The 23,948-nt window shown below is 47.3% G+C and carries 20 protein-coding genes; 6 read left to right on the forward strand and 14 right to left on the reverse strand.

What is annotated here, in order from left to right; translation table 11 throughout:
* Positions 1–536 precede the first annotated feature (536 nt).
* Complete coding sequence (locus tag V512_RS09760) at positions 537–1,601, reverse strand: GntR family transcriptional regulator (RefSeq protein ID WP_165775387.1); 1,065 nt, start codon at positions 1,599–1,601, stop codon at positions 537–539.
* A 241-nt stretch (positions 1,602–1,842) separates the two neighbouring features.
* Between V512_RS09760 and V512_RS09765 the strand changes: the two genes are divergently transcribed.
* Complete coding sequence (locus V512_RS09765) at positions 1,843–2,355, forward strand: hypothetical protein (RefSeq protein WP_133117338.1); 513 nt, start codon at positions 1,843–1,845, stop codon at positions 2,353–2,355.
* Between the two features lie 127 nt (positions 2,356–2,482).
* The gene (locus V512_RS09770; protein ID WP_099830287.1) at positions 2,483–3,022 is read left to right on the forward strand and encodes a flavodoxin family protein; all 540 of its coding nucleotides are present in this window, start codon (positions 2,483–2,485) and stop codon (positions 3,020–3,022) included.
* 341 nt (positions 3,023–3,363) lie between these two features.
* Here the strand turns inward: V512_RS09770 and V512_RS15310 are convergent, their stop codons facing one another.
* From V512_RS15310 to V512_RS14745, 3 genes are all read right to left on the reverse strand, one after another.
* Positions 3,364–3,495 carry a hypothetical protein gene (locus V512_RS15310; protein ID WP_258001922.1) on the reverse strand — a complete coding sequence of 44 codons (132 nt, stop codon included), beginning with the start codon at positions 3,493–3,495 and terminating at the stop codon, positions 3,364–3,366.
* Between the two features lie 399 nt (positions 3,496–3,894).
* On the reverse strand, positions 3,895–5,007 hold the full coding sequence (locus V512_RS09780) for an FAD-dependent oxidoreductase (protein WP_207759757.1): 1,113 nt from the start codon (positions 5,005–5,007) through the stop codon (positions 3,895–3,897).
* Entirely contained in the window at positions 5,004–5,387 is a 384-nt protein-coding gene (locus V512_RS14745) for an FAD/NAD(P)-binding protein (RefSeq protein WP_207759758.1), read from the reverse strand. Before V512_RS14745 ends, V512_RS09780 begins: the two co-directional genes overlap by 4 nt.
* 1,411 nt (positions 5,388–6,798) lie before the next feature.
* Between V512_RS14745 and V512_RS09790 the strand changes: the two genes are divergently transcribed.
* A complete protein-coding gene (locus V512_RS09790) occupies positions 6,799–7,332 on the forward strand; it encodes a hypothetical protein (RefSeq protein ID WP_099830290.1) in 534 nt (177 codons plus the stop codon).
* On the opposite strand, the gene V512_RS09795 is transcribed toward V512_RS09790, so the two are convergent.
* From V512_RS09795 to V512_RS15315, 5 genes are all read right to left on the reverse strand, one after another.
* A complete protein-coding gene (locus V512_RS09795) occupies positions 7,329–9,974 on the reverse strand; it encodes a hypothetical protein (RefSeq protein WP_112109437.1) in 2,646 nt (881 codons plus the stop codon). The two genes, V512_RS09790 and V512_RS09795, sit on opposite strands and share 4 nt — an antisense overlap.
* Entirely contained in the window at positions 9,941–10,720 is a 780-nt protein-coding gene (locus V512_RS09800) for a hypothetical protein (protein ID WP_099830292.1), read from the reverse strand. Before V512_RS09800 ends, V512_RS09795 begins: the two co-directional genes overlap by 34 nt.
* A gap of 34 nt (positions 10,721–10,754) precedes the next feature.
* Positions 10,755–11,321 (reverse strand): hypothetical protein, encoded by a 567-nt coding sequence (locus V512_RS09805; protein ID WP_099830293.1) that lies wholly within the window; start codon positions 11,319–11,321, stop codon positions 10,755–10,757.
* A gap of 5 nt (positions 11,322–11,326) precedes the next feature.
* Positions 11,327–11,941, reverse strand: coding sequence for a hypothetical protein (locus V512_RS09810; RefSeq protein ID WP_099830294.1), 615 nt, complete (start codon positions 11,939–11,941; stop codon positions 11,327–11,329).
* A gap of 1,800 nt (positions 11,942–13,741) precedes the next feature.
* A complete protein-coding gene (locus V512_RS15315; protein ID WP_258001923.1) occupies positions 13,742–13,873 on the reverse strand; it encodes a hypothetical protein in 132 nt (43 codons plus the stop codon).
* Positions 13,874–14,375: 502 nt separating this feature from the next.
* Between V512_RS15315 and V512_RS09830 the strand changes: the two genes are divergently transcribed.
* The 3 genes from V512_RS09830 (at position 14,376) to V512_RS15320 (ending at position 18,141) form a co-directional block, all read left to right on the forward strand.
* Complete coding sequence (locus V512_RS09830; RefSeq protein WP_099830298.1) at positions 14,376–15,101, forward strand: TetR/AcrR family transcriptional regulator; 726 nt, start codon at positions 14,376–14,378, stop codon at positions 15,099–15,101.
* Between the two features lie 112 nt (positions 15,102–15,213).
* Positions 15,214–17,826, forward strand: a complete 2,613-nt coding sequence (locus tag V512_RS09835; RefSeq protein ID WP_099830299.1) for a calcium-translocating P-type ATPase, PMCA-type — start codon at positions 15,214–15,216, stop codon at positions 17,824–17,826.
* A 192-nt stretch (positions 17,827–18,018) separates the two neighbouring features.
* Entirely contained in the window at positions 18,019–18,141 is a 123-nt protein-coding gene (locus tag V512_RS15320) for a hypothetical protein (protein ID WP_258006291.1), read from the forward strand.
* A gap of 923 nt (positions 18,142–19,064) precedes the next feature.
* Here the strand turns inward: V512_RS15320 and V512_RS09850 are convergent.
* Genes V512_RS09850 through V512_RS09870 form a run of 5 tightly spaced genes read right to left on the reverse strand, consistent with a single transcriptional unit; the run spans position 19,065 to position 23,669 of the window.
* On the reverse strand, positions 19,065–19,892 hold the full coding sequence (locus V512_RS09850) for a carbohydrate ABC transporter permease (protein WP_099830302.1): 828 nt from the start codon (positions 19,890–19,892) through the stop codon (positions 19,065–19,067).
* Positions 19,885–20,772, reverse strand: coding sequence for a sugar ABC transporter permease (locus V512_RS09855; RefSeq protein WP_243392372.1), 888 nt, complete (start codon positions 20,770–20,772; stop codon positions 19,885–19,887). The genes V512_RS09850 and V512_RS09855 overlap by 8 nt, the downstream gene beginning before the upstream one ends.
* 53 nt (positions 20,773–20,825) lie before the next feature.
* Positions 20,826–22,106, reverse strand: a complete 1,281-nt coding sequence (locus V512_RS09860) for an extracellular solute-binding protein (protein ID WP_099830304.1) — start codon at positions 22,104–22,106, stop codon at positions 20,826–20,828.
* A 21-nt stretch (positions 22,107–22,127) separates the two neighbouring features.
* On the reverse strand, positions 22,128–22,916 hold the full coding sequence (locus V512_RS09865; protein ID WP_243392373.1) for a nucleoside phosphorylase: 789 nt from the start codon (positions 22,914–22,916) through the stop codon (positions 22,128–22,130).
* A gap of 9 nt (positions 22,917–22,925) precedes the next feature.
* A complete protein-coding gene (locus V512_RS09870) occupies positions 22,926–23,669 on the reverse strand; it encodes a GntR family transcriptional regulator (protein ID WP_099830305.1) in 744 nt (247 codons plus the stop codon).
* Positions 23,670–23,948: the final 279 nt, after the last annotated feature.

Consider the following 23,948-nt stretch of genomic DNA (forward strand, 5'->3'; position numbering starts at 1 on the left):
GGAGTCTTTCCTACGGATACTTCTCTCTTAAAGATGGCTTATCTAGCAATAATAAATATAACAAAGAAATGGACAGTAAGAACCCTTGAATGGTCAAAGATCCTAACTCAACTTGTGATAAAGTATGAAAGATTAGCTAAGTACATAAGCTGATTCTTAAACCCATTACAAAAAAGGGGTTTACACAAAAAAAGAGACAGAACCGCGTCTGAATTTGAAGTGGTTCTCATCCCCGCGGAGCGGGCCTTGCGTCCCCGGATGAATCTCCGGGCATTGCGACCTGGCGTGGTCTTCGCCAGCCTTGCGTCCACTGAGAGCTTTTCAGTGCAATGCGTCCCACCGAAGGTGGCATACTCTCACTTCCGCCGATGATTCTCGGCACATCACTTCCTGCGCAGCAGCATCACTTCCTCGCGCCAGCGAGCCTCACTTCATGCCGAAGGCAGCCTTGCGTATTATCCGCTCTTTCCTACCCCCAATCTGCCACCTGCTACCACGCTTCTGCTCGCGAACACCTTGCCTTGGACTCTCACATCTCACTGGGGATACTCCTTCACTCTTGCTACGGAGCTCCTCTCTATCAATTCTGGTTTGTGAACAACTCTGTGAGTATTGGAGCCATTTAGCATATCTAGAAGAATCTCGACTGATTTCCTTCCTACCTCTTCTTTAGGGTGGGCAAAGGTGGTGAGGACTTCTCTGAAATCCCCGATTGGTCCGTCATCGAATCCGATTACGGAGATATCTTCGGGTATATTCAAGGCCAGTCTTTTGGCTACTAACTGAAGCTGAAGAGCGGTCGCGTCATTGTAGCAGAATACTGCTGTCGGACGCAGCTGAGCGGGGAGAGACATGAGTTCGTGAGCTATCTGCATAGGCGCTCCAGTGAATTCCGAGACGTTGAAGGACTTCTCGTAAATCTTTGTGAACCCAAGCTGCTTGCAACGGTCGACGAAACTCTTAGCCCTTATGACACCAGGCAGATGTGTTGACTTGTAGATTACAGCAACTCTCTGGTGACCGTATTCAAAGAAGATTTCCGATGCCTTTTCTCCTCCATAGGCGTCATCGAGGACATTGCAGCTTACGTTATCAATATTCCAGTCACTGTGGACGAGAACGATCTTCACTCCAGATTTGGCCATCGACTTTACGAGATCCTTGTTTGACCTCTTAGTCGCGCTGTAGACTGGGTCGATTATCAAGCCCTTCACTCCTGATTCGATCCACTCTGAAAGAATCTGCCTCTCCTTCACTGGATCTTCAGCCGAATTACCTAACAACATCTTGTATTCGTTCCGGAAGAGATGGTCTTCAGCTCCGAGAACAATATAAGGGAATATGTAGCTGGTTATCTGTTGCACAAGAATGCCGACAAGGTGGTTGTCGTGTCCATAACTGACGAAGGTTCCAAGGCCCGGTCTTCTTACGATAGCCGCTTCGAAAGAGAGCCGATCCAAAGCTTTTCGGACTGTCTCTCTGCTGGCACTAAACTTGTTCATCAATTCCTTCTCTGTGGGGAGTTTATCCCCGACGGAATATTTCCCGGACTTGAGTTCTTCGAGTAAGTAACGTTCAATGAGAGTGTACTTCGGAGTGATGGCAATCGCCCCCAGTTAGAATGTACGTACATATAGGATTTTACACTTCAATGTTAGTTGAGTCAAGTTTTCTTAGCAAGGACCTAGCCTCGATCGATATTTGCCTTTCAAAGGTTATACGGAGAACAGTCCTTTCTGACAGAAAAGAGAACACCTGCCGGTGAGAATAGCCGTAAGGTCCTTTCTGAAGATTCTTTTCGAGAAGATCGAGATGATATACTTCAATCGGGAGGTGGAAATGATGAAGAAATTACTGCTTGTAGTATTGATGGTTGTGGTTCTTTCTGTTTCTGCGTATGGATACACTTTCAACTCAAACAATATCGGAGCTTCAATCGCATACTTTCCCTTCATCCTTCAAACCTACTCGGCAAGGGGATATTATCACTTCGGTTTCAAGATAACGAATCCCTGGAGTATTGGCCCGATAGATTTTACTCAAGTTATGTTGTATGCCGGTCCCACAGTTTCCTACAGCTATGACAACGTTCATCACAGTTTTGAGGCAGGCATCAGCGGAAGACTCTTTTCTGGAATCGAAAATCTTTCTTTCAATCTTTTTGGCAGAAGATTCATGATTGCCGTGGGCCTAAGAGGTTCATCTACCTTCTCTTTCTCGACACTGAAGCTTGCAAAGCCTCAAATATCACCGGCTCTGAGCATTATCGATGTCACCAAAATGACAGACAGAATGAATTACTCGTTGTTCTTCTGGCCGCTGCCGGTGCTCCTGGGATTTGATCTGTACTTCTAATTGTTCAATGATGTTGTTCCTCAGTGCTCTTGCTTCCTACAATAATAGGAGTTCGCAGAGAAGAATGAGCTCTTCCGGGTGAAGGATTTTTCTGATATGAAAATTACTAAGAGGATGTGATCCGCTTATGAGAGTATTCTCTGTTATGGGCAGTCCAAGATTGAAGGGCAATACTATGCTTGTCCTGGATAATTTCATGAAGGGAATTAGAGATGGACATGATAAGCTGGAACTGAAATCCGTCTTTCTTCATGGTAAAAAGATCGAACCGTGTGCGGGTTGCGACAAATGCAAGAATGATGGCGAATCCTGCGTAATTGAAGATGACATGCTTGATCTTTATGGTGAAGTCGTTGCCGCCAATGTGATTATCTTCTCTACGCCTATTTACTGGTGGAACATGAGTGCTCAGTTGAAGACTTTCCTCGACAGATTGTACGCGCTCGACTACGAAAAGGCCTTCAAAGGAAAGAAGTTTGTTCTTCTCATGACTTACGGTGGTGAGGATCCTAATTCTGGAGCCGAGATTGTCGAAAAGAGCATGAGAGAGATCTGTGACTTCGTTTCTATGGAGTTTGTTGCGAGCTTTGGAATGTGCAGCGAATTGAGTGAAGATGAAAGAGCGGAGGCTCTTGTAAAGGTCTACAATCTTGGTCTTGACCTTTGAGCTCTATGCAGAACCAGTAGAACTTTGAAAGAATCTATTTGGCTTGAGTCCTTTCAGAGTCGAAGATAGCGTTGAATTCATTCCAAGGGCATTATGAGATTCGAATCTCTGCCACATTCAGATAGTGCCCCTTTCTATTCCAATCATTACCCACATCATCTTCTATGAAGCTCGTCCGTCTCTTGCTCTCTCATCATCTCGCGGTTTTTGACTAAGAACCCGGACACGAAGTGTCGGATGAACCAATCTTCTGCTCTTGATCTTAAATCCCCTCTCGAGAGGGGTGTCGACGGCTTCATCGTCGACGGGGTGTGTGCTCTTAAGATCGGTGGAGCGTGAAGCTAGAGAAAGGGCATTTTCGAGACGTTCGCTTCGCTCACGAGAGGACGAGAACTCCCTCTCTCCTGTTTCTCGTACTCTCTCCTCATCTCGTACTCTCGATGCTCTTCTTTGAAACAGACACCCTCCGCCACTTCGCGGACCTCCTCCCTCAAGAGAGGACTTAAGATCAGGATGATCAGGAGCAAAATACGAATTCACACAAGGACCGGCTTGTCAGTGGCGTTAACTCCCTTGAACGAAAAAAACGTCGCGATTACTGTCATTACAACTGCCGGTTCAGAAGTTCCCTATGTCTAACGAAGACACAAGAGAGAGTCTTGGAAAACTGATCAATCGAGAATCGGGAGACTGACGATCAAGGAAACACTCCTGTCCACTGGCGGAGCTGATTAAAAGGCTGTTCTTGAGTCTTAGAGTGTTCCTGAATGAAAATACTTTATCCGGGCGTTGAATTCCCTTGTTCTCCGCAGCAAGAAACGCACTCAGTCTTTAAATCACAGTTTCTGCGAAACTAATCCTAGGATTGCTCCTCATGCCGGCGGCTTTTCACTTTGCCCAAAGACCATGCCGAAATCCTTGCACAGGAACTGAACAGCTCTTCTTCCGGAATCCAGGGCAACCGGAAGCCCGCCGGGTGCTCTGAGTCGCTGGCCAGCAAAGTACAGATTCCGGATGTTTTCAGGCTTCGAAGGATAGTATTCCATCTTATACTCCTTGGTTGCTACAGTCATCCAGGATCCTTTGAATGATCCCAGATACCTCTCATAGGTTAGTGGTGTTGCCACATCCCAAACGGCAGTCTTCTCGGCGGTCTGGGGTAACTTCTCAGATAATATCTTAATGAAGTCCTTTGCCAGCTTTTCTTTTTCAATCTCGTACGTGCCGTCTTCCTTTCGGGCTTTCGAGTAATCATAAGTATCTCCAATAATTGCCGAGGTGACTGCCGTACAGCCTTTGGGCGCGTATCCCTCGTAGCCGGCGTAATTGCAGATCTTAATAACTTGTTCCTCCTTCCCACCGCACATAAGTGGCCTCATAGGCACAAAACCCATTTTCTCCGGCAGCCCTTCCAGGTCGACCTCAATGCCGAGACAAATGAATGTGTTAAGCAAAGGTTTTGTGACTTTGCGCATCCTTTCTGTCCATGGTTCTCTAATGGGGAAATCGAATAAATCGTCGATTGCTGAGAGAGTGTCCCTGGTGACAATCACGGCCTCCGATTGAAGGAGTTCACCATCCACGACAACACCGTCGGCGATGCCGTTTCTCACCGAAACTGTGTTTACCCGCATTCCGTAGCGAATCTTGCCGCCCAGAATATCGAATTTCTTTGCCATACGCAAAGCCATACTGAGGGAGCCACCTTCAGGATAGCCGCCGTCGCCGGAGGCCAGAGTCGCGAAGGTGAAAACCAGGGCAGTAGCACTGTAATCGGGGCCTATGATGTTCTCGAACAGGCGCTGTAGTAGTTCGCTCTTGTATCTCATGCCATATTCTTTAGCCGACTGTCTTGCATAGTAGGGCATTTTGGGTAATGCTGGCAGCATCCTCAAGATCGTACCCAGGGACATGAATGACTTCTTCTTAGTCTTCAATCCCTTGATGTCGGTCACCGGCATATTGAGCTTTGCGAATCTCTTCAAATCGCAGCATAGTTTGCTGATTTCTCTTCCATCCTCAGGTGAAAGCTCGATAAGATGATTGTGGAGTCTCTCCACATCACGGTAAAGGCGTGCTGTCCCTCGTATTCGAATGTGAGAAACACATCGCGATAGTGTACTGCGACGCTATCGTCTATAGCGCCAACTTCCCGCCAGAGTCTGTTAAGAGGTATATCCGGGGATGAGCCGGTGAGCCAATGCATTCCACCTTCGAATAGATACCCCTTCCTTTTCCAGCTTGTCGAAGCTCCGCCCGGAATAGTGTGGCTCTCGTAAATAGTGACGTCGAATCCGCTTTGGAGAGCGTAAATCCCTGCTGTCAAACCTGCAATACCCGCACCGACTATGGCTATGTTTCTCACATTTTCCTCCTATGTGTCGACTATCCAACTGCTTTCGAAATCCTGAAAGTCCAGGCTTATCACAGCTTGCTCTTCAATCCCGAATTGAGTCTAGTAAGCTCCGAGATGACTCACTTTCTCTCATACTTGATCGATGAGGACTCTTGATCAATTGTTTTCACACATTTCGATGCCGTTCCCCACCAGTATGTAATTCACCCTCAACGACGAAACAGAGGTGCGACCAGTCGCGTCCAATCAGGACTACTAGAGGGCAAAAGCGCTGTTCTTAATGCGACTGTACGCTAGCGAAACTTACAAGAAGCACGAAAGGGTTCTCGTTGACTCGCATCGAATACTGGTCGCGCCGTAATGTACATGGTGAGTTCCGAATACGCTTATCGTAAAATCAAATGTGTGGCGAGCCGACTCTCCGCTTCGTAAACTGCCCGACAACGGCAACTGTCTTTGTCTAGAGTCGCTTCATGCGGACAAGAGACTCTTTTGCAGTCTCAAGAATCTCTTCTTATGACTCCAGCAGAGCGAAATTCCTTCTGAATTATATGGCGTTTCCCGAATACACGTCTAATGATATACCCTTTTTGATATTGTGAGAACAGGTCTGAAATCGATTCTAAGGAAGACTTTGCGAAAACAGATCGTCAAATGCGGCAGGTATTCCAGCCTCCGAAATCATTTCATCATCTTTCAGACCTCGGGGAAATCCCGAAGCATCGAGTCTCTTGAGATGTTCGCAAATCTAACCTAAAATGTCTGGAAGAAACCCACCGTCTCAGGAATCTGCTTATCTTCAACTGCATGGCGCTCCACCAGCGAGTCCTATTTCATTGATAATCATTGTCTCGATGAAATCTGACCTGGAAGAACGATCAGAACCAAGTCTTGCACCCTTCACGCAAAACATCAATTCATTCTCCTCTCGTTCAAACCAAGTTTTGCGCTCAACTCATCTGATAAGAAAGACAAGTCAACAAAAAAGACGCCTGAAAACAAATGAAGAAACTGTCGAGGATGTGAAAGATCTCCTATGGAATTAGATATACCGAAACCCCAAACTTTCGATAATTGCTCTGAAATTAGAGCATTGTCAAACACCAAACCAAGGAAATCTCTTCATCTGTATTCGCCCTATTTCCAGTGTGCGGTGGAAGTCTCGATATTGATTACCTGAACGTAGGCAGGAGTCTCAATAGCCAAGAGCCTCGACTGTCCTCAAACAGCGCAAATCGAGAATCCAGAAGAGGGTGTAAACTCTTCGGACAAAGACCCGGAGGATGCCTGAAATGAAGAAGGCAGATGCTGATTAGTAGTAGGGCAAATGATTAAGTATTAAGATTAAGTCATTAAGTATAATTAATCCATTGATTATGATAAGATTGATTAAAGAGATAATGTTTTGGAGGTGAGACTAATGAGAAAGACGCTACTATCGGCAGTGTTCGTCACCTGCCTCGTGATGATAGTCTTCAGTGCACAAAACACTGCTTCTCAGGAACTGAGAATCATCGTTGAATCTGTGGCTTTGCTAGACGTCTCGAACTCATCAGTCTCTTTTGAGATCCCCCAGGAGATGATCGTACCCGGGTCAGCAATCTTTCTCCAGAACATTGAAGGTGGCCACTTGAAGTACACTTCTCTTACGGAAGCTGGGAGTTTGAGAAAGATTACCGCTTCGCTCTCCGACTTCTCGTTGCTGGAAGTGCTCGAGATTGGTATTACGGTCAGTGCGCCCGATAGTGGAAGGGGAAGGGTTGGAGTTTCCAGTGGAAGAGTCTTGCTCACGGCTGACCCTCAACCTGTGGTTGAAGGTATTGGCAGCGGATGGACCGGTACTGAAGATGCAGATGGTGCAATGGTGGTTTATGATATCAACATGTTCTCCGCGGAAATGCTAGTAGATGGTGTGGTAAATCTGGAAGTCTTATTCACTCTTACAGAAGGTTAATCGAGAACTCCCGAATCAATAAAGATTATTTCCTCGCTCTTCTTTCTTATTTCAAGAGTTACTTCTATTATGTCGCCGGGCTTCAACTCCAGCTCGACAGAATCCCTGTCTGCCACAAATCCTTTGGGAAGTGTTCCGGCCTCAAGGCGCAGTAGCCATTTGCCGGGCCTTAGATTTGGAACCGAAATCTCCCCATTGTCTCTGGTTACAAGTCTGAATCTCTCATCTTCACTTTCCAGTACGAGATTCACGCCTCTGATGGAGAGGGGAGTCTGTTCCATGTTCCTTACCCTAACCCTAAGAGCCGCCGATTGGACCAGTGTTATTGAAAGATCCTTTTCTTCATTTGCCGAGATTGTTATCTCAATCGGCAGCCTATCGCTGCTTATCAAGCCTCTCTGAAGAGAGTCATTGTCAATGTCAAAGAAATAAGTGCCGGGCTTCAGCCCGCTAAACATGAATCTCCCGTCTTCGCCAGTTATTGCTACGAGGTTGTTGAGTTTTAGAACAGCTCCCTCTAAAGGTATTTCGTTTCCCTCTGAAGAGATTACGATCTTCCCTGAAAGCGAACCCAGGTCTCTTCTTGGCCAAAATGGGATTGAAAAGGGGAAGGAATAACCTGCAGTGAAAGCCCCTGAAGGAATCCAGTTTGTCTTATCCGTCATTGCGATACTGGCCGAAGCGTTAATCGAACCGCCGTTTTGAAGGATCTTCGAAAAGGATATTCTGGCCGTGAGCTTCACAGGATCAAAGTTGTTCATCACATATGTCAGTGATCCGTCGAATCTGTATCCATCTTCCATCAGAAGAGTGCCGACTAATGCAGCCGTGGTCTCGAATCTTTCCTTGACGTAGTCTTTGAGGGTAAGCCTCGCGTTTAGATAGGCGTTTCCCGATAATCTGTAAGATCCGTAGACATCAAGCTGAATGGTTTTCTTATCAACGTTCTCAATCCGACTAAGCTGAGCGGAAAGAGAGCCAAATAGGCTGAAACTCCCTGGATAGTATGAGGCTGCCAGATTTCCGCCCAGGGTGGCGGCCGGAGTTGTCAGGCTCCTGCTGCCGCTTGAATTGTAGTAACCCCCCATGCTTATCCTCAGTCCGGAAAAGGTTGGAAAGTCAAACCTGCCGCGAAGAGAATAGCTGTTCAACAACCCCTGCAGAGCGAGATCGAAGGGATTATCGCGCTGGACCGTTCCCTCGAAAGAGATCCTGTAGGAATCAGGTTCCTGCCATACGACAGCGGCATCGAGTTTGAGCGCTTCGCTTCCGGGCTGTCCGCTGATCTTCTTCGAGTAATCTGCGGCCGATCTCAGCTGAAAGTAGCCGAGGCGGCTGGAAAACACATATCCCAGCTTCAGCCCGTCGTACTTCCCATCTAGGAAGGAGACTCTTAGAAGGGAGCTTGTCGAGACCGGTTCCAGACCGGACTCTATTGCCAGAGATGAATGAATTATATTCGACGAGCCGAAGCTTCCGTCAACAGCAACCCCTGCCGATAGATTTTCCAGGAGATTCCAGTCTGCGAAGAGCCCCAAAATGGACAGGTCTTCCGAGAGTATTGCGCCCATTCTAAGAGAGTCAAGACTTAGATTGAGATCGAAGCCCCTTGCTGACGTTCCAAGATTCACCGAGGCCAGGCCCGCTCTGCCGAGAACTCCGTATCCGACTTCAAGCAATTCCCCTCTGTAACGTAGATCTAATGAAAATCTGTTGTCTTCATCTTTGCCAATTATCGGCAGAGAGCCGTTCAGACTTATGCTTCTGGTTTTCGCGTCATTCAGAAAGCCGTCAATCTTCAAAGCCGCGTTCAGCAAGAAGCCGTCTGAATAACCGGCAGTGATCGACAGCCTGGTGGGCAGTACTCTGAATCTGTTTGCCAGGGAATCGGCCGGAGGAAGAAGAAGCACCGAAGATCGACCCGACACGAGGCCTGCCTCTCCCGACTCCCCTGTCGCCGTTAAAATGATAATGTGATTTCGCTGTTCTGTGAGGAAAGCGGAAGTTTTCACGGTGACCTTCACTTCGCCGGAAGCCGAAGGCTGGAGCTGAAGTCTTTGTATACTTAGCCTTAGAGTGTATGACATATTGTCAATGGCTCCCAGCTCAAGATAGGCAGGAACGTTGCCGTTATTGGCAACCGAGAATACGACCGAGTATTCTTCCCCAGCAGTTACATAAGAAGGAGCCTCAACAAGCCGGATTGCTAAAGACATGCTCGCGGCCACTCTGACAGTGAAATTCAGCTCAGCCGACTCGCCTCTCTTATCTTTGACTTCATAGCGTACATCATACTCTCCGGCTAGAGGTGTGGAGGGCACGAGGAAGCTTAGAAGGCGTATCTCGAAGGAGTCGGCCCCCACCTGAAAGGCTGATACGCCAAAAACGTTTCGCCAGCCGGGCGGCAGCGACAGCTCCTCAGCGAAGTCTAGATCATCATGGGTGTTGTTTGTTACAAGAACAGCAATCGTGACTATCTGACCTGGCACGACTTCTCCGGGAGGAGGAGTCGAGAGAACCAGTTCAAAATCTACTGCACCTAGCAGCGCGGAAAGTGAAAGCAGAAGAAATATAAGAAAGGAGGCTCTTATACGAGACTGAACATCTCTCACTCTATCTTCATTGAATACTGAGCGCCCCATACGTCTTCACCGTCTCTTATAAGAGCAAGGACTCTGTAGTCTCCTGGAGAAAGACCTTCAAAGGGTACAACGAAGCGGCCGGAGGTCTGAGGATATAATCTCAGGGTGTTACCCATGAATTCGCCGACAACTTCTCCCGCTTGATTGAAGATGCTGGCCGATACCTCGGGTCTCATCCACCAGTCAGAGGTATTCTTGATATCCATGATCAAGGAGTAGACTCCGTCGTTATTCGAGAGACTTCTTCCAACAATCTCGATGCTTCTGGATTCAGGTTCGCCGAAATTTGTGACGACCTGGACAGCGTAGCGCGTCTTAGTTCTGACTGTAATTCCCTCCAGCTCTTCATCTGCGAAAGCGATAATGGGCTCGACCATGATGACTCCCCAGTAAGTGCCGGAAAGATTCTCGTCTGATGGAACAATAACCGAGAAGGAGTAGGTCATGTTCGAATTTCCGGGCACTGTTACTTCCGGCGCCTGAAGTTCGATCCAGTTAGCATTTGATCGTTGCAGGCTTCCGGCTTCGGGATATTCCGTCGAACCCGTGTGGTGAAAGAAGTAATCTGTCAAGTAGAAGCGAACTATCGCCGGCTCGCTCGCGTTGTTTTGGAGTTCGATTCTTCCCGAAAGCACCTGGCCTGAGGAAGCAGCGAATATATGAGTTAGACCGTTTATTATGAGAACATCTGCCCTCAACGTGATCACCGAAAGCATTAGGAGGAACAGGACGAACTTCTTTGACATGTTTATCAGCTCCGTTTTAACAACACTAACAGTATTATATTTCGCCCAGATCTATAACCGTGAAGGTAATTACACTGTCACCCAAGAAGCTCACATCGTCCGGGTCCAATAGATATTGAACATAGAAGGTTATGACTTCCCCTACTGGATGAAAAACGATATCCAGGAAATCGCTGGCGACTCCTTGGGTGGCAAGCGTCAAATATCCGTTGTAGAGCAGCGTAACAGAACCCCTTTTGTTTGAGGGGTTCCAAAGGATCGGCTCCGACGAGAGCCTGAGAGAAATCTGAGCACCGGAAGAGAGAGTCGCCATGACTCTGAACTTTCTGTCTTTCCCTTGACCGCCTGCGATCTCAGGGCGTTCGATAACGATCATCGTTGCATCCTCGGGGCTGACAAGAGATCCCGAGCTGAAAGCAGGGCCGTCTCCCGCTAACTCCGGTGAAGCCGAGACAAGCTCCCAGGCTACGTCAGTTGTGACCTTGCCCGTTGCTGAAAGCGTCACGGCCTGAAGAGAAACGGCAAGAATCAGAATGCCAAGACAAAGAAGCAGCGCTTTGCGCTGCTTCAATGCAATGTATGTCCTGATAAGGAAGATCATTTACTTTATGACTCATCCACCAGTGTGAAAATAACCGTAATAATTGTGTTTACTGCATTCAAGAAATCACCGTCAAGCAGATCGTTTCCTAGATCATTCAGCGCGGTTATGTCTGCAGTGTAGGTCAGCGGATGGCCGGCGTTTGCCTCAGTTCCTGTCCTAGCAAGACCTGGGCCAATTGCAGTGACAAGATCACCACTAAGCGTTGTTCCTACAAACTCAAGTGTAGTACCGCCAGCTCCAACGTTTCCCTTAGCAGAACCGTCGGTAGCGCCTGCAGCAAGAGATATTGAGAAACCAGCCGGAATCGGGCTGAACTCAGTCGTTACCTTTCTCGTGAGACCCGCAAATCTCAAAGATGTATACCTGAGATATGTGGGATCGTGTTCGACAGAAACAACAGGGGCCGCACCGGCTAACTCTGGCTGAGTTACAGCGATCGTCACGCCTGGAGCGTCAGCAGTTGTTGGCCCAGTAGATGCCTCCTCACCAGTTACCGCAAGAAGCGCAATTTCATTCATCGTGATCGTGATCGTTTGCGTGTCTGTGTTAGTGTCCAGCGCCATTACAAAAGCACCCACTAGAATCGACATTGCTAGAATTACGAAAAACTTTTTCATTACCCACCTCATCTAATTTGAATGATCTATATTAGTTGATACTAATACGCAATTTCATTTCCGGATTTCTTCGCGAGCATCTGAACCCAGCTCACAAATCAATTATAGATCAAACGGCCAACTGACTGATGTCTTTTTCATTAAGGTTAAACGACTGTGTTCTCGCGTAGCGATTACAAACAGTAACATTTTCACTCTAGGGAGATGCCCGAAGAAGTTGAAGACTGCACAAAAGATCGTGGCAACTGGTCGATCCGCAAAAAGATAAACTTGAATTCGAGTATTCTACTGCTTGTCATAACCAGTTCGTGCAGGTTATCGACGCAGTTCATATTTTTGAAGAAAGCGAAAGGATTCGAGCGAGAAGCTCTTTACGGTCGAAGAGCAGCTTACACTTCCTTCTGAAAACAGTCCCTTATCTCGCCCGGCGGGAAAAGGGTTGCCTGTGCGTTGAAACAGGCGGGCTGGAGCGGGGACATGCTTTCGAAAGCCGTCGCAGCCTTTGAGTTAATTTATTAGACCAGTATTAGTGTAATAAACGTTCGAACGATTATTTCGTTATTAGTTTTGCTACTTGGGATCCTGCTCAAATAGACCTGTATTTCTCAGAAAACCGGTGGAGAAAGAGAGAAGAACATAGGCCAGTTGAAATGGAGTCAGAAGAATTACGTTTTGTTCTCGTTGCAGCCTTGCCGGGAAGCAGGGAGAATGAAGAAAAGAAAGCTGTTTAGACTGCCGGTACATAGATGAAGAACCTATGAAAGGCTCACATTCTTCGTATATCGCTAGTACGCGCAATGAACAGATATTCTTCAAGGTTCCAGCTGCCGAAGAGCGATGTGAAAGACTTCGATAAGGTCAAAGTGTTCCTCATAAGCTCTGAGAGAGCTCCAGGAACTTTCGTTGACATATGCGAGAGGTTGTGTCTTATCCTCTGATTCGAAGCAAGCTGCGTGCGTTGTGTCGGACGGAGACGATTCATGAATTGATAACGGCTTGCTCAAAATTATGAATCTCTCTGATCTGTAAAGAAAGCGACTTGGAGTTGAACATGATCTCATCATTTAACTCGTTGTCCGGGCAGAGTAGGGTTTTTTGCTGAGCCGAATTGAATACTGGACCGTTCAGTATGATTGTTCAACGAAGATAATTATATCGAGCTTTTGAAGAAGAAACTGCTGGCGACGGCACCGAATGTAACTCCACAGAGAATCGCCGGTTTGCCTCTACAGCCAACAGAACCGAGATTTCTAAGCTCCATCTCGATGGGAATAAGATAGCAGATATCTCAGCTCAATAGCCCCAAGAGGGCAAGAGTCCAGAAAGGAAGACTTCACTGAAAAGTGTTGATGGAACAGAGATCGATGGCGTACTGAATCTGCCTGTCGGTTTCGATGATTCAAGAGATATTTTCTCGCAGTCCCGGTTCAAGGAGGGTTTACCAGGACGGCCTTTGCAGCGATGATAGCGAGTAGCTACTAACCGATCGAATGACTAGTGTCTAAAGCTCATCATCTCGTGGCTCTTTGCTAATAACCTGGACACGAAGTGTCTGATGAACCAATCTTCTGCTCTTGATCTTAAATCCTCGCTCGAGCAGCTCATCATTACCCACATCATCTTCTATGAAGTTCGTCTCTTGCTCTCTCATCATCTCGCGGTTTTTGACCAAGAACTTGGACACGCAGTGTCAACGATGAACCGCTCTTCTGCTCTTGATCTTAAATCCCCGCTCGAGCGGGGGGGACCGCTTGCGGTGGGGTGTGTGCTCTTAAGATCGGTGGAGAGTGGAGCGTGAAGCTAGAGAAAGGGCATTTTCGAGACGTTCGCTTCGCTCACGAGAGGACGAGAACTCCCTCTCTCCTGTTTCTCGTACTCTCTCCTCATCTCGTACTCTCCATGTTCTTCTTTGAAACAGACACCCTCCGGCACTTCGTGGCCCTCCTCCCTCAAGGGAGGATTCAAGATCAGGATCATCAGGAGCCAAATACAGTTACACTGCCAAAGGAGAAGGAGCATAATGTGATTTCTTTTTGGCTCCCCAACTAATGGGTAATGATGAGCGCCTTCAAGGGAGGACTTAAGATCAAGATCATCAGGCGCCAAATACAGTTACACTGCCAAGGGGGAAGAAGCATAATATGATTTCTTTTTAGCTCCTTAACTTATGGGTAATGATAAGCCCTCAAGGGAGCACTTAAGATCAAGATCATCAGGAGCCAAATACGAATTCGCGCAAGAATCAGCATATTTATGGCATTTGACTCCCTGACTTATGGATAATGATAAGATTTCTAAGAGCTGAGGTGGCCCATTCTTTTAGTGGTAGTCTCGTTTTCTCCAATCAATTTTCCCAGCCACTTTTCCATCTATTGACAGTCAGCAATAACGGTATATAATCTTTTTGACTAACCAGTCAGTCAGGAGGTCGAAATTGAAATCCTCAGATGTCAACGAGGCTCGAGAAAGAATAATAAAATCATCGATTGCGTTGTTTTCTCAAAAGGGATTTCACGCCACAACTGCAAGCGAGATAGCGGAAGCTGCGGGCGTAACCAAAGGTCTCATATACTATTACTTCAATAGCAAGGAAGAGATTCTTAGCCACATCGTGGATTCTCTGCTAAAAGACGCGACGACGATAGCGATGGACTTCGTTCAGGCAAGTATTATCCAGATGATAAGAGATGGCGAGCTAGATATAGAGCATGACAGGATGAAGTTCATCGATGAAGACTCGGTTGCGCGTTTCGTGAAGAGGTCGCTCTTCTATTACAGCAGGGTACTCGATTATCTAATTGAGAACAGGCTAATTCTGAGAATATTGATGTTCGAATCCTTGAAAGAAAGCAAACACCACGACGACCTCTTCAGATTGCTTGATCTCACAAGAGATACCGAGGACAACCAGATTTTCAAATCGATTTCCGAGGCAGATAGCGACTTCAACTACTCGTCAGAAATGACGCTTTTCAAATTCTTCTTCTCGATAATTCCACTTGTAACCTTTGCGGCTTACTACGACGACCTCAAAAAGAAGAGTCTGATGAGTGATGAAGAGTTGCGCAATTCGTTTTTACAATCATTTCGAGTTGTTCTCTCTTCTCTGATAAAAGGGACCGAGATTTCTTTGAGGAAAGGAAATCTTGGTCAATCGTGATCGGAGCTCGCCAGCGAGAAGTTTTCACGAAGCTTTCTGGTGGGACTTCCTAGTTTTAGACGATTCTCATCTGGAATGAATAGTTAGATAAATGAAAATTGTGGAGGATACTATGACTTGGCATTTCATTGAGATAAAAGCAGTTACCGAACAACTTGAAGTCGATCCAGAAGTAGGCCTTAGCTTTTCTGAAGCGGAAGAACGTCTGGGCAAATACGGCGAAAACATTCTCCGCGAGGAGAAAAAGAAGACGAATCTTGAACGCTTTGTAGAGCAGTTCAAGGACGTTATGATAATCATTCTGATTGCCGCCGCGGCGATTTCGTTTCTTGTCTCGATCTTCGAAAAGGAAGGGTTCTTTGAGCCGGTTCTGATAATGCTTATTGTCATCTTGAACGCTGTTATCGGTGTAATACAGGAGAGCAAGGCAGAGAAGGCTCTGGATGCCCTGAAAAAGCTTTCCTCGCCAAACGCCAGGGTAATCCGTGACGGAGAACAGAAGTTGATTCAAGCATCGAAACTGGTGCCGGGAGATATTATCCTAATTGAGGCCGGTGATTTTGTTCCTGCCGACGCGAGAATCATTGAAAGTGCGAGTTTGAAGGTCGACGAGTCTGCCCTGACCGGTGAATCGGTCCCCTCCGAGAAATCGGCAGATGCAATCGTTAAGGAAGAGGCCTCTATCGGTGATAGACACAACATGGTTTTCTCGGGATGCGGCGTCAGCTATGGAAGAGGGAAGGTCGTCGTCGTTGAGACTGGAATGAAGACAGAAATGGGAAAGATCGCAGGCCTGCTTTCAGGAGAAGAAGACACTCAGACTCCTCTTCAACATAGACTGGCCGCTCTTGGGAAGTATCTCGGCATCGCCGCTCTTATCGCCTGTGGAGTGATTTTTCTTGTCGGGCTTATTGAAGGTATTCCAATAATGGAGATCTTCATGATCTCTGTTTCGCTCGCGGTTTCAGCGATTCCGGAAGGGCTTCCGGCGATTGTGACCGTTGTGCTTGCCATTGGAGTCCAACGAATGGTGAAGAGAAACGCTATTATTCGGAAGCTGCCCGCCGTGGAGACTCTCGGAAGCGCTACGGTAATCTGTTCAGATAAGACGGGAACTCTCACACAGAATAAAATGACCCTGGTCAAGGCCTTTTCGGCTTCTTCGTCAGTTACTGAGGAGATCAGCGATGATAACTCGTCTGACATAAAGGACCTCTTGCTGTACGCTACGCTTTGTTCTGACGGCAGAGTCGTTATTGAGGATGGAGAAGAGAAGCACATCGGTGACCCGACTGAGACCTCTATAGTGCTGGCAGCCATGAGAAATGGGATCCTAAAAGATGAGATAGAGAAGAAGTATCCGAGACTGGCCGAGATACCGTTCGATTCTGAACGGAAAATGATGACAACTATTAACGGCATCGATGGAAAAAACGTAGTAATTGTAAAAGGCGCAATAGATTCAGTTTCCACAAGATGCACATCAGGAGATGTTCAAAAGGGTAGAGAGATCGCGGAGGAAATGGGTAGCAGCGCGCTTCGAGTTCTTGCCGTCGCCTACAAAGAAATCCAAAAAATTCCTGCGACCCTCGATCCAGCTGAGATTGAGAGTGGTCTTACGTTTCTCGGTCTCGTAGGTATGATAGATCCGGCGCGTCCCGAGGCGAAAGAGTCCGTCAGACTGTGCCGGCAGGCAGGGATCAGGCCGGTTATGATCACCGGCGATCACAAACTCACAGCTGCGGCTATTGCCAGAGAAGTCGGCATCTTGCTTGATGGAGATGAGATTGTAACCGGAATTGAGCTGTCAAAAATGCCTGATGATGAACTGGACAGGAGGGTAAGAAATATCTCGGTCTATGCAAGAGTGTCGCCGTCAGACAAAATCAGGATCGTTCATGCATTGCAAAAGCAGGGTGAAGTCGTTGCAATGACGGGGGACGGGGTGAACGACGCTCCAGCTCTAAAAGCTGCCGATATCGGATGCGCGATGGGAATAACCGGAACAGATGTTGCGAAGTCCGCGGCCGACATGACCCTTACCGACGATAATTTCGCGACGATTGTATACGCCGTTAAGGAAGGCCGCGGCATATACGACAATATCAGAAAAGTGGTCGGTTTCCTTCTGGGAACAAACATTGGAGAGATACTTACAGTCTTCACCGCCATGATGATCTGGAGAGAAGCCCCGCTGATATCTGCGCAACTGCTCTGGATAAACCTCGTGACCGACAGCCTGCCAGCGATCGCGCTCGGCATGGAGCCAGTGGAGAAGGATGTCATGAATAGAAAGCCTAAACCTAAGAATGAAGGCATTTTTGCCGGGGGACTGGGACTTCAGGTTCTTCTTCAAGGAGCTATGTTTGCCATTCTCACTTTGATTGGCTTTGCGATTGGCTGGAAGAGCACCGGAGATGTTATTGCAGGAAGAACCATGGCCTTTGTGATTCTTTCTTTGACTCAGATCTTTCACTCGTTTAATATGCGGTCAAGTCACTCGCTGTTCAGAATCGGGATCCTTTCAAACAAAGTGCTATTTCTTGCTGTGCTGACTTCGTTTACGATGGTGGCTGCCGTTGTTTTCATCTCTCCTTTCGCGACAATCTTCGGATTGGCTCAACTGGAGACACCGATGTACGTTCTGGCTCTCCTTCTCTCGCTGGTGCCTATTCCCGTAATTGAGATTGCGAAGTTGATTGGACTGATTCGCCACAAGCGTTGACAGAATGAAAGTAAGGCAGCTGCCTGTATCTGGGTCGGCTTTGCTCTCAAGTTTCTTCGCGCGACACAGTACTACTGTTACAACGAGTCGCCAGTCGATTCTCTTGTCCATATGGTTGCAATCGCGGGCTGGGACGATTTCATATCGGTTGCGCGTGCGCCCGTGCCGAGAGCGTGGCTTATAGGAGACAGCTTGAGTGAAGATCTCCATGACGGAGAGTATCTCTGGATTTCTTACTATGACACGGTCTTTCTCAAGGGAAATAGCTATGCGGTAAGTTTTGTCCAGCCAGCGGTGAAGGATACGATCGAATGAGCTATCAATCCAGTGAAGGAGCCTTTTCAGAACCGGTGACAACGTCGTCAATGTACAAGAGCCATGGCTACAGTTCTTTGGGTTTTGATTCTTGGGGAAGTTCCCGTTTTATTGCCAGAGAAGACGGTTCTATCAAAACTGTTGGCCTCATACTGCCAACACATAGAATGAAAGAGATTAGAATTGTGGCTCTGAAAAATCGAGTCTGATTTTCTTTAGAAAAAGTACTTCCGGGGGCAGAAGTTACTTCCGATATAGGAAGTAGTTTCCAATCCTTTGTGGTCCTTCGGAGTTCCGTTTCTTTCCATTGCGTTGATGCTCCGTCCTGTAAATCCGGATAATGTCGAGAGCTGTTTCATGTTGCTGGCCTGAAAGAGCGACATGTCATCATTTTGTACGTGTTTCCGCATCTTGCTCTTTGACGATAAACATAGAACGGCTTTCATGTGAACCATAGTGGCATAATCTTTTTGTATTAGGTATCCTCTAGGGAGGAGCAGATGAAGAGCCCTGCTTGACTTTTTTTTCTGTCCGTAGGAATAATCTCGCAGATTTTTGTTTTCTATTTCTCGTTTAGTCTGAAAAATGGAGTCTGACCCTATTTAATTTGACCAAAAAATGGAGTCTGACCCTATTTAATCTACGCTCTATTCAACAATCGACGCCTTTCCTGGCGCAGTTGCAACAAGCATTCTTGGCATTTCGCCTTACCCCCTGTTCAAAAACTGTTTTCTCGTTTCGATTATTATCCCATACGATAAACTACATGCTTCGGTTCTTGAAGACAATTCCATGAATTGAAGAATCGTAAGTGTTTTTGGGGTGATAGCGAAAGCATTGAATTTGTTGAAGGAAGCAATCAACCATGGTTTTTTCCAGCTGCTTCTTTTGGACTCGTAACCTGCCAATCCTAAATCCAGGCTTTACTTAGAGCTTCCCATTGTAAGGCCCCGAACGAGGTCGTTTTGCACAAGGAGACCGAAAACTATCATAGGGAGTACGGTGATTATTGCCGCTGCGCTCATTACACCCCATTCAATATTTCTTTCGCTAACGAACATGTTGACCAGAACGGGTAGAGGTCTGGTGTCTCTGCCTGTAAGAACTAGGGCAAACAGGAACTCGTTCCAGGCGATGAGGGCGCATAGTATGGACGTGGCCGAGAGACCGGGCATGACGAGGGGGAGGACAACTCTCCTCAAAGATTGAAATCGCGTGCACCCATCTATCATGGCAGCTTCTTCGAGAGAATTGGGGATCTCCTGAAAGAAACCGCGCATCATCCAGATTGCAAACGGGACGCTGAAAAATGAAAGCGCCAGTACGATAGGGAGGTAAGTGTTTGATATTCCTAGATATCTTGCGATCATAAAGAAGGGCAGAACCATGACAATCGGCGGCGTCATTCTCGCCAGCAGGACGACGAAAGCGATAGTGTTTGCATGTTTCCAGTCAAACCTTGCCAGAGCATAAGCCGCAGGCACCCCAAGCAAAAGCGCTATGACTGTCGAGAAAAACGTTATCATAACACTGTTGATCAGAGAACGGACAAACTCGGAATTTCCGAAGAACTTCGCGTAATTCTGGAAGGTGATACGTGCTGGAACCCACTTGGGTGGCATCGAGAACTGGTCGGCCTCAAATTTGAAAGAGGAAAGCAGTATCCACGCCAGTGGTACCAGAGTCCAGATTAGCGCCATAGCTATGACCACAAAAACCACTATTCTGGTGAAAGGTTTCTTCCTAAGCATAGTTCTTTCCACCGCCTATTATCTTCATGTAGAGTATTGTGAAGAAAACCGCTATGGCGAAAGTAAGCATGTTAATCGCCGAAGAAAAGCCGACGTTATACGCCTGAAAGGCAGTTCTGTAACCGTAGAAGGCGAGAGTCTCCGTAGCAGTTCCGGGACCTCCTCCAGTCATTATAAACACAATATCGAAGACACGCAGAGATGTGAGGGTCCTTATTACCACTGCGACCAGTATAGAAGGCCTGAGAAGCGGCAGCGTTATGTAATGGAATCTCTGAAGGGAACTTGCTCCATCCACAAATGCCGCTTCATACGGTTCGTAAGGGATTGATTTGAGCCCTGCAAGCAAGACGAGAGTCACAAATGGAATGTACTCCCACGCATCTGCAACAATCAATACAGGCATCGCCGCAGAAGGATTTGACAGAAGGGGTTTTTCGACAAGTCCTCCAAGCCCGAGCTGTCTCAATATATGAATAATTGGTCCATAGTCACTGTTTAGAACAAAGCGCCAGACATACCCCACAACGACGGGAGCGATCATGAATGGAACGAGCAAGACCGACTGAACAATCTTCCAGCCTTTGAATTCCGTATCCAGGGCAAGAGCTATGCACAGCCCCGCAATCAGCTCTATTAAGACCGCCCCCAAAACAAAGTAGAAGGTCCTTCCCACAGTGTCCAGCGTGAAAGGGTCGGTGAATAGCCTGACGTAATTGCTGAAGCCTGCCGCTCTTATGCCCAGATCCGGCCTGAGCAGATTCCACCGCAGAAAGGACATCACGATAGTATAGGTCAGTGGTATCATGAAGATTATGACTATAAAAACCATTGAAGGAAGAATATACCAATAACCTCTAGATCTACGTCTCGACTTCATTTGATCACCTACCATAGAAAATGCCGGGCCTTTCGACCCGGCTCCGTATCAAATCAATAGTAGCCTCCGTCTCTCATAAGTCTGTCAACTTCCTTGACTGCGTCATTCAAAGCCTTTTCGGCAGTTTTCGTTCCCGCCAAGAATTCCGAGACGGCCGGAGCTATTATGCCGCTCACAATGCTTCCGCCTTCGGGAATCAAAGGTACTATTGGCGTCGGGATGCACTTTTCCATAGCAGCAGCGAAATCGCCGATCCATGGGAAAGACTCTGCGAGCTCCGGACTGTTCAGAGCAGAGAACCGTGCAGGAATGTTGCCAGTAGGCGCTGCTTCAACCTCGTTCTGCGTCTCTGTTACATAAAGTAACCACTCCAACGCCGCTTCCTTGTCCGGAGCGGCACTGCTGACCGAGAACCCCCAGGAAATGTAGAGCATCGGAAGCTTCTCTCCCAGTTTTTCTTCTGGTCTCGGGAATCCAACGAAACCACCCTTGCCAACTACAGACGACCTCGATTGATCTTCGACGTAGAACATTCCAGTTGTCCAAACCTCTGCCATTGCGCTCCGCCCACTTATGAATTCGTTCAAGGCTTCCTGGAAGTCATAGTTCATTGCAGCGGGATTGGCGAACTGGAACATGTACTTCACTTCTTCCAGAGCCTCGATGCCGGCTTCGGAGTTGAAGATCGGGCGCATGTTCAAATCGAGCAATGCTCCGCCTTTTGCCCACAGCCTCTGCATGAAGTGGGTTGCAAGAAAGATGCTTCTTCTTCCCATGAGAGTTACCCCGTAAAGATCAGGCGGCCTGTTGAAAAACTCTGCGACATCTCTGTATTGCTCTAAAGTCTGCGGCGGCTGAAGTTCGTAGCCGTATTTGGCAATGAAATTAGCCTTTTCAGTCGGGTCTTCGAAAAGGTCCTTTCGATAGATTATTCCTCCGAGTTCGTTCATGTAGGGCACGATGTACGTCTTTCCATTCAGCTTCGCGTTTCTTATTCCCGGAATATCCGACTCGTCGATCTTCTCGTATCCGGGAATATCGCTGATCGGATAGATGTAGTTCCCAATCGAAAGAGCGGGGTACCAGAGCATAGAAATGTAAGGTACGTCTATCTCTACCCTTCCGGAAGTGTACCCGAGCATTAGTTGATCAAGGTAATTTGCATAAGGAAACTGCTGAATCTCCACTTCGATTCCGGTCTCTTTTGTAAACCCCTCCATTCTGGTCTTCCAGGCGTCTGTGTGAATTCCAACCTCGCTTGAGAGCTGAAGCGGAACCGCGAAACATGAAACAGTCAAGAGAACAACAAGAAAAAGCAGAAATCTGTTTCTCATAGAATCCCCTCCCTTCGGTCGTTATACAAGATCTTCGCTGTACATCTTCTCTATTGCAGTCAAGGTTATTTCGATCGCATCTTTCACTGAGTCTTCGATTTGGTCTCTCCTCGGATTTTTAACGGAAAGATCAACCTTTGAGCCGGCAGATTGCCTGTATCTGTTCGCATAGCATACACCTATGAATCCAGCCTTTACGCCACGCAGGTAAGAGATCACAAATAGTGCCGAAGCCTCCATTTCGAGTGAGACTACCCTTCTTCTGCTCCAGCTCTGAAAGTATTCGGGATCGCGTTTGTAAAAGCAGGAATGAGTCCAGTTGATTCCCGTAATGATCTCTCTTCCAAGAGTTCTTGCCGAAGCCGTCAGAGATGAGTAAACATCTGGAGAAGGCACTGCGGGAAAATTCGCCGGGACGTAGTAGTTCGAGGCTCCATCATCACGTACGCAACCATACGGCACAACGATGTCCCCCTCATTTACGTACTCCTGCAGTCCGGCTACGCTGCCGATCCTTATCAGCACCCTCGCCCCCACATTGATAAGCTCTTCATATGCAATACTTGCTGAAGGGCCACCCATGCCGGTAGAAGTAACGGAGACTGGTTTGCCGTTGAACTCACCTGTATAGGTGATAAGACCTCTGTTTTCCGCAATCTTTTTTGTGCTGCTAAGTCTACTGACAATCTTCTCAACTCTTCCCTGATCTCCCGGGACGATAACTACTGGCGCTATGTCTCCCGCCTGGCACTCGATGTGATACTGAAGCTTTCCTTCAAGTCCGACTGGCTCTCTGTAATCCTCCATCATAATGTCACCTCAAATCTTCTTTCTGAGAACGTGTATTCTGAACACCGCCGTGTTTATGAAATCCTCCGAGTAGAGCATGGGAACGTTTTTGATATCCCTGTGAACTTCCTTCAGCAGCACTATTGATGAGCCCGGTCTCATTTTGAGCAGTCCGGCCAACTCTTCGTCGACAAGTCTCGATTCTATTTCGGCAATTGCGTATCTGATTGGATCCTTGAAGTTTTCTTCCAGAAGATCAAATAGAACCAGTTCCTTTGCCTTCCTTCCCTCAAGCGTCTTTAACAGGGCTTCGGTTTTTCCGGGAATCCTCTCGGATGCGATGTAAGTTCTGGCAAATATTGCAGGTACGCCATCGGCTGCATAGACCCTCTCTGTGAGCACCAGGCTCACGTTTTCAGGCATCTCTAGCTTTTCTGCCAGCCTTTCATCGGCCTTGACCTCGCAAAACTTGTCATAGATGAGCTCGGGGTTCTTTCCCGAGCTGGAGATGATTCTCGTCAGACCCCTCAAGTATTCAATCCCCGTATGAACAAGCCCGCTGTCTTTCACAACAAAGGTTCCGAGACCCTGCCTTCTTACGACAAGGCCGTCCTTTTCCAGCGCCGTTATTACTTCTCTTAGAACGGTCTTGCTTGCACCATAATCCTCGCAGAGCTTCTCTATTGAAGGAAGCTGCGTCCCGTCGCTCATCTTCTGGACTTCTCTCTCTATTTGCGAATATATGATCTCGTAAAGTGATTTTCTTCTTGCCATGAATTCGATCTACCCCCAATAACTCTAGTCATCATACGTATTATGTATGATGTATTATGAGTATACAAAATAAAGTCTTCATTTCCGTACTTAATTTCTGGCGATGTCGACCGATTCCAATTGCCTAGGCGTGATTATTTGGATTGTTCTTATCTTCAGGCATTATTGCAGCCACAATGAAGAGCTTTTGATTTCGGCCTTCGATTCACAGCAGAATTATTTTCTCAAAGAGCCGTTCCTGTGTCCATTGAAATACAAGACCCACGCACTTTCATGTAA

Origin of the sequence: Mesotoga sp. Brook.08.105.5.1 (assembly GCF_002752635.1) — a bacterium.
Lineage (GTDB): Bacteria > Thermotogota > Thermotogae > Petrotogales > Kosmotogaceae > Mesotoga.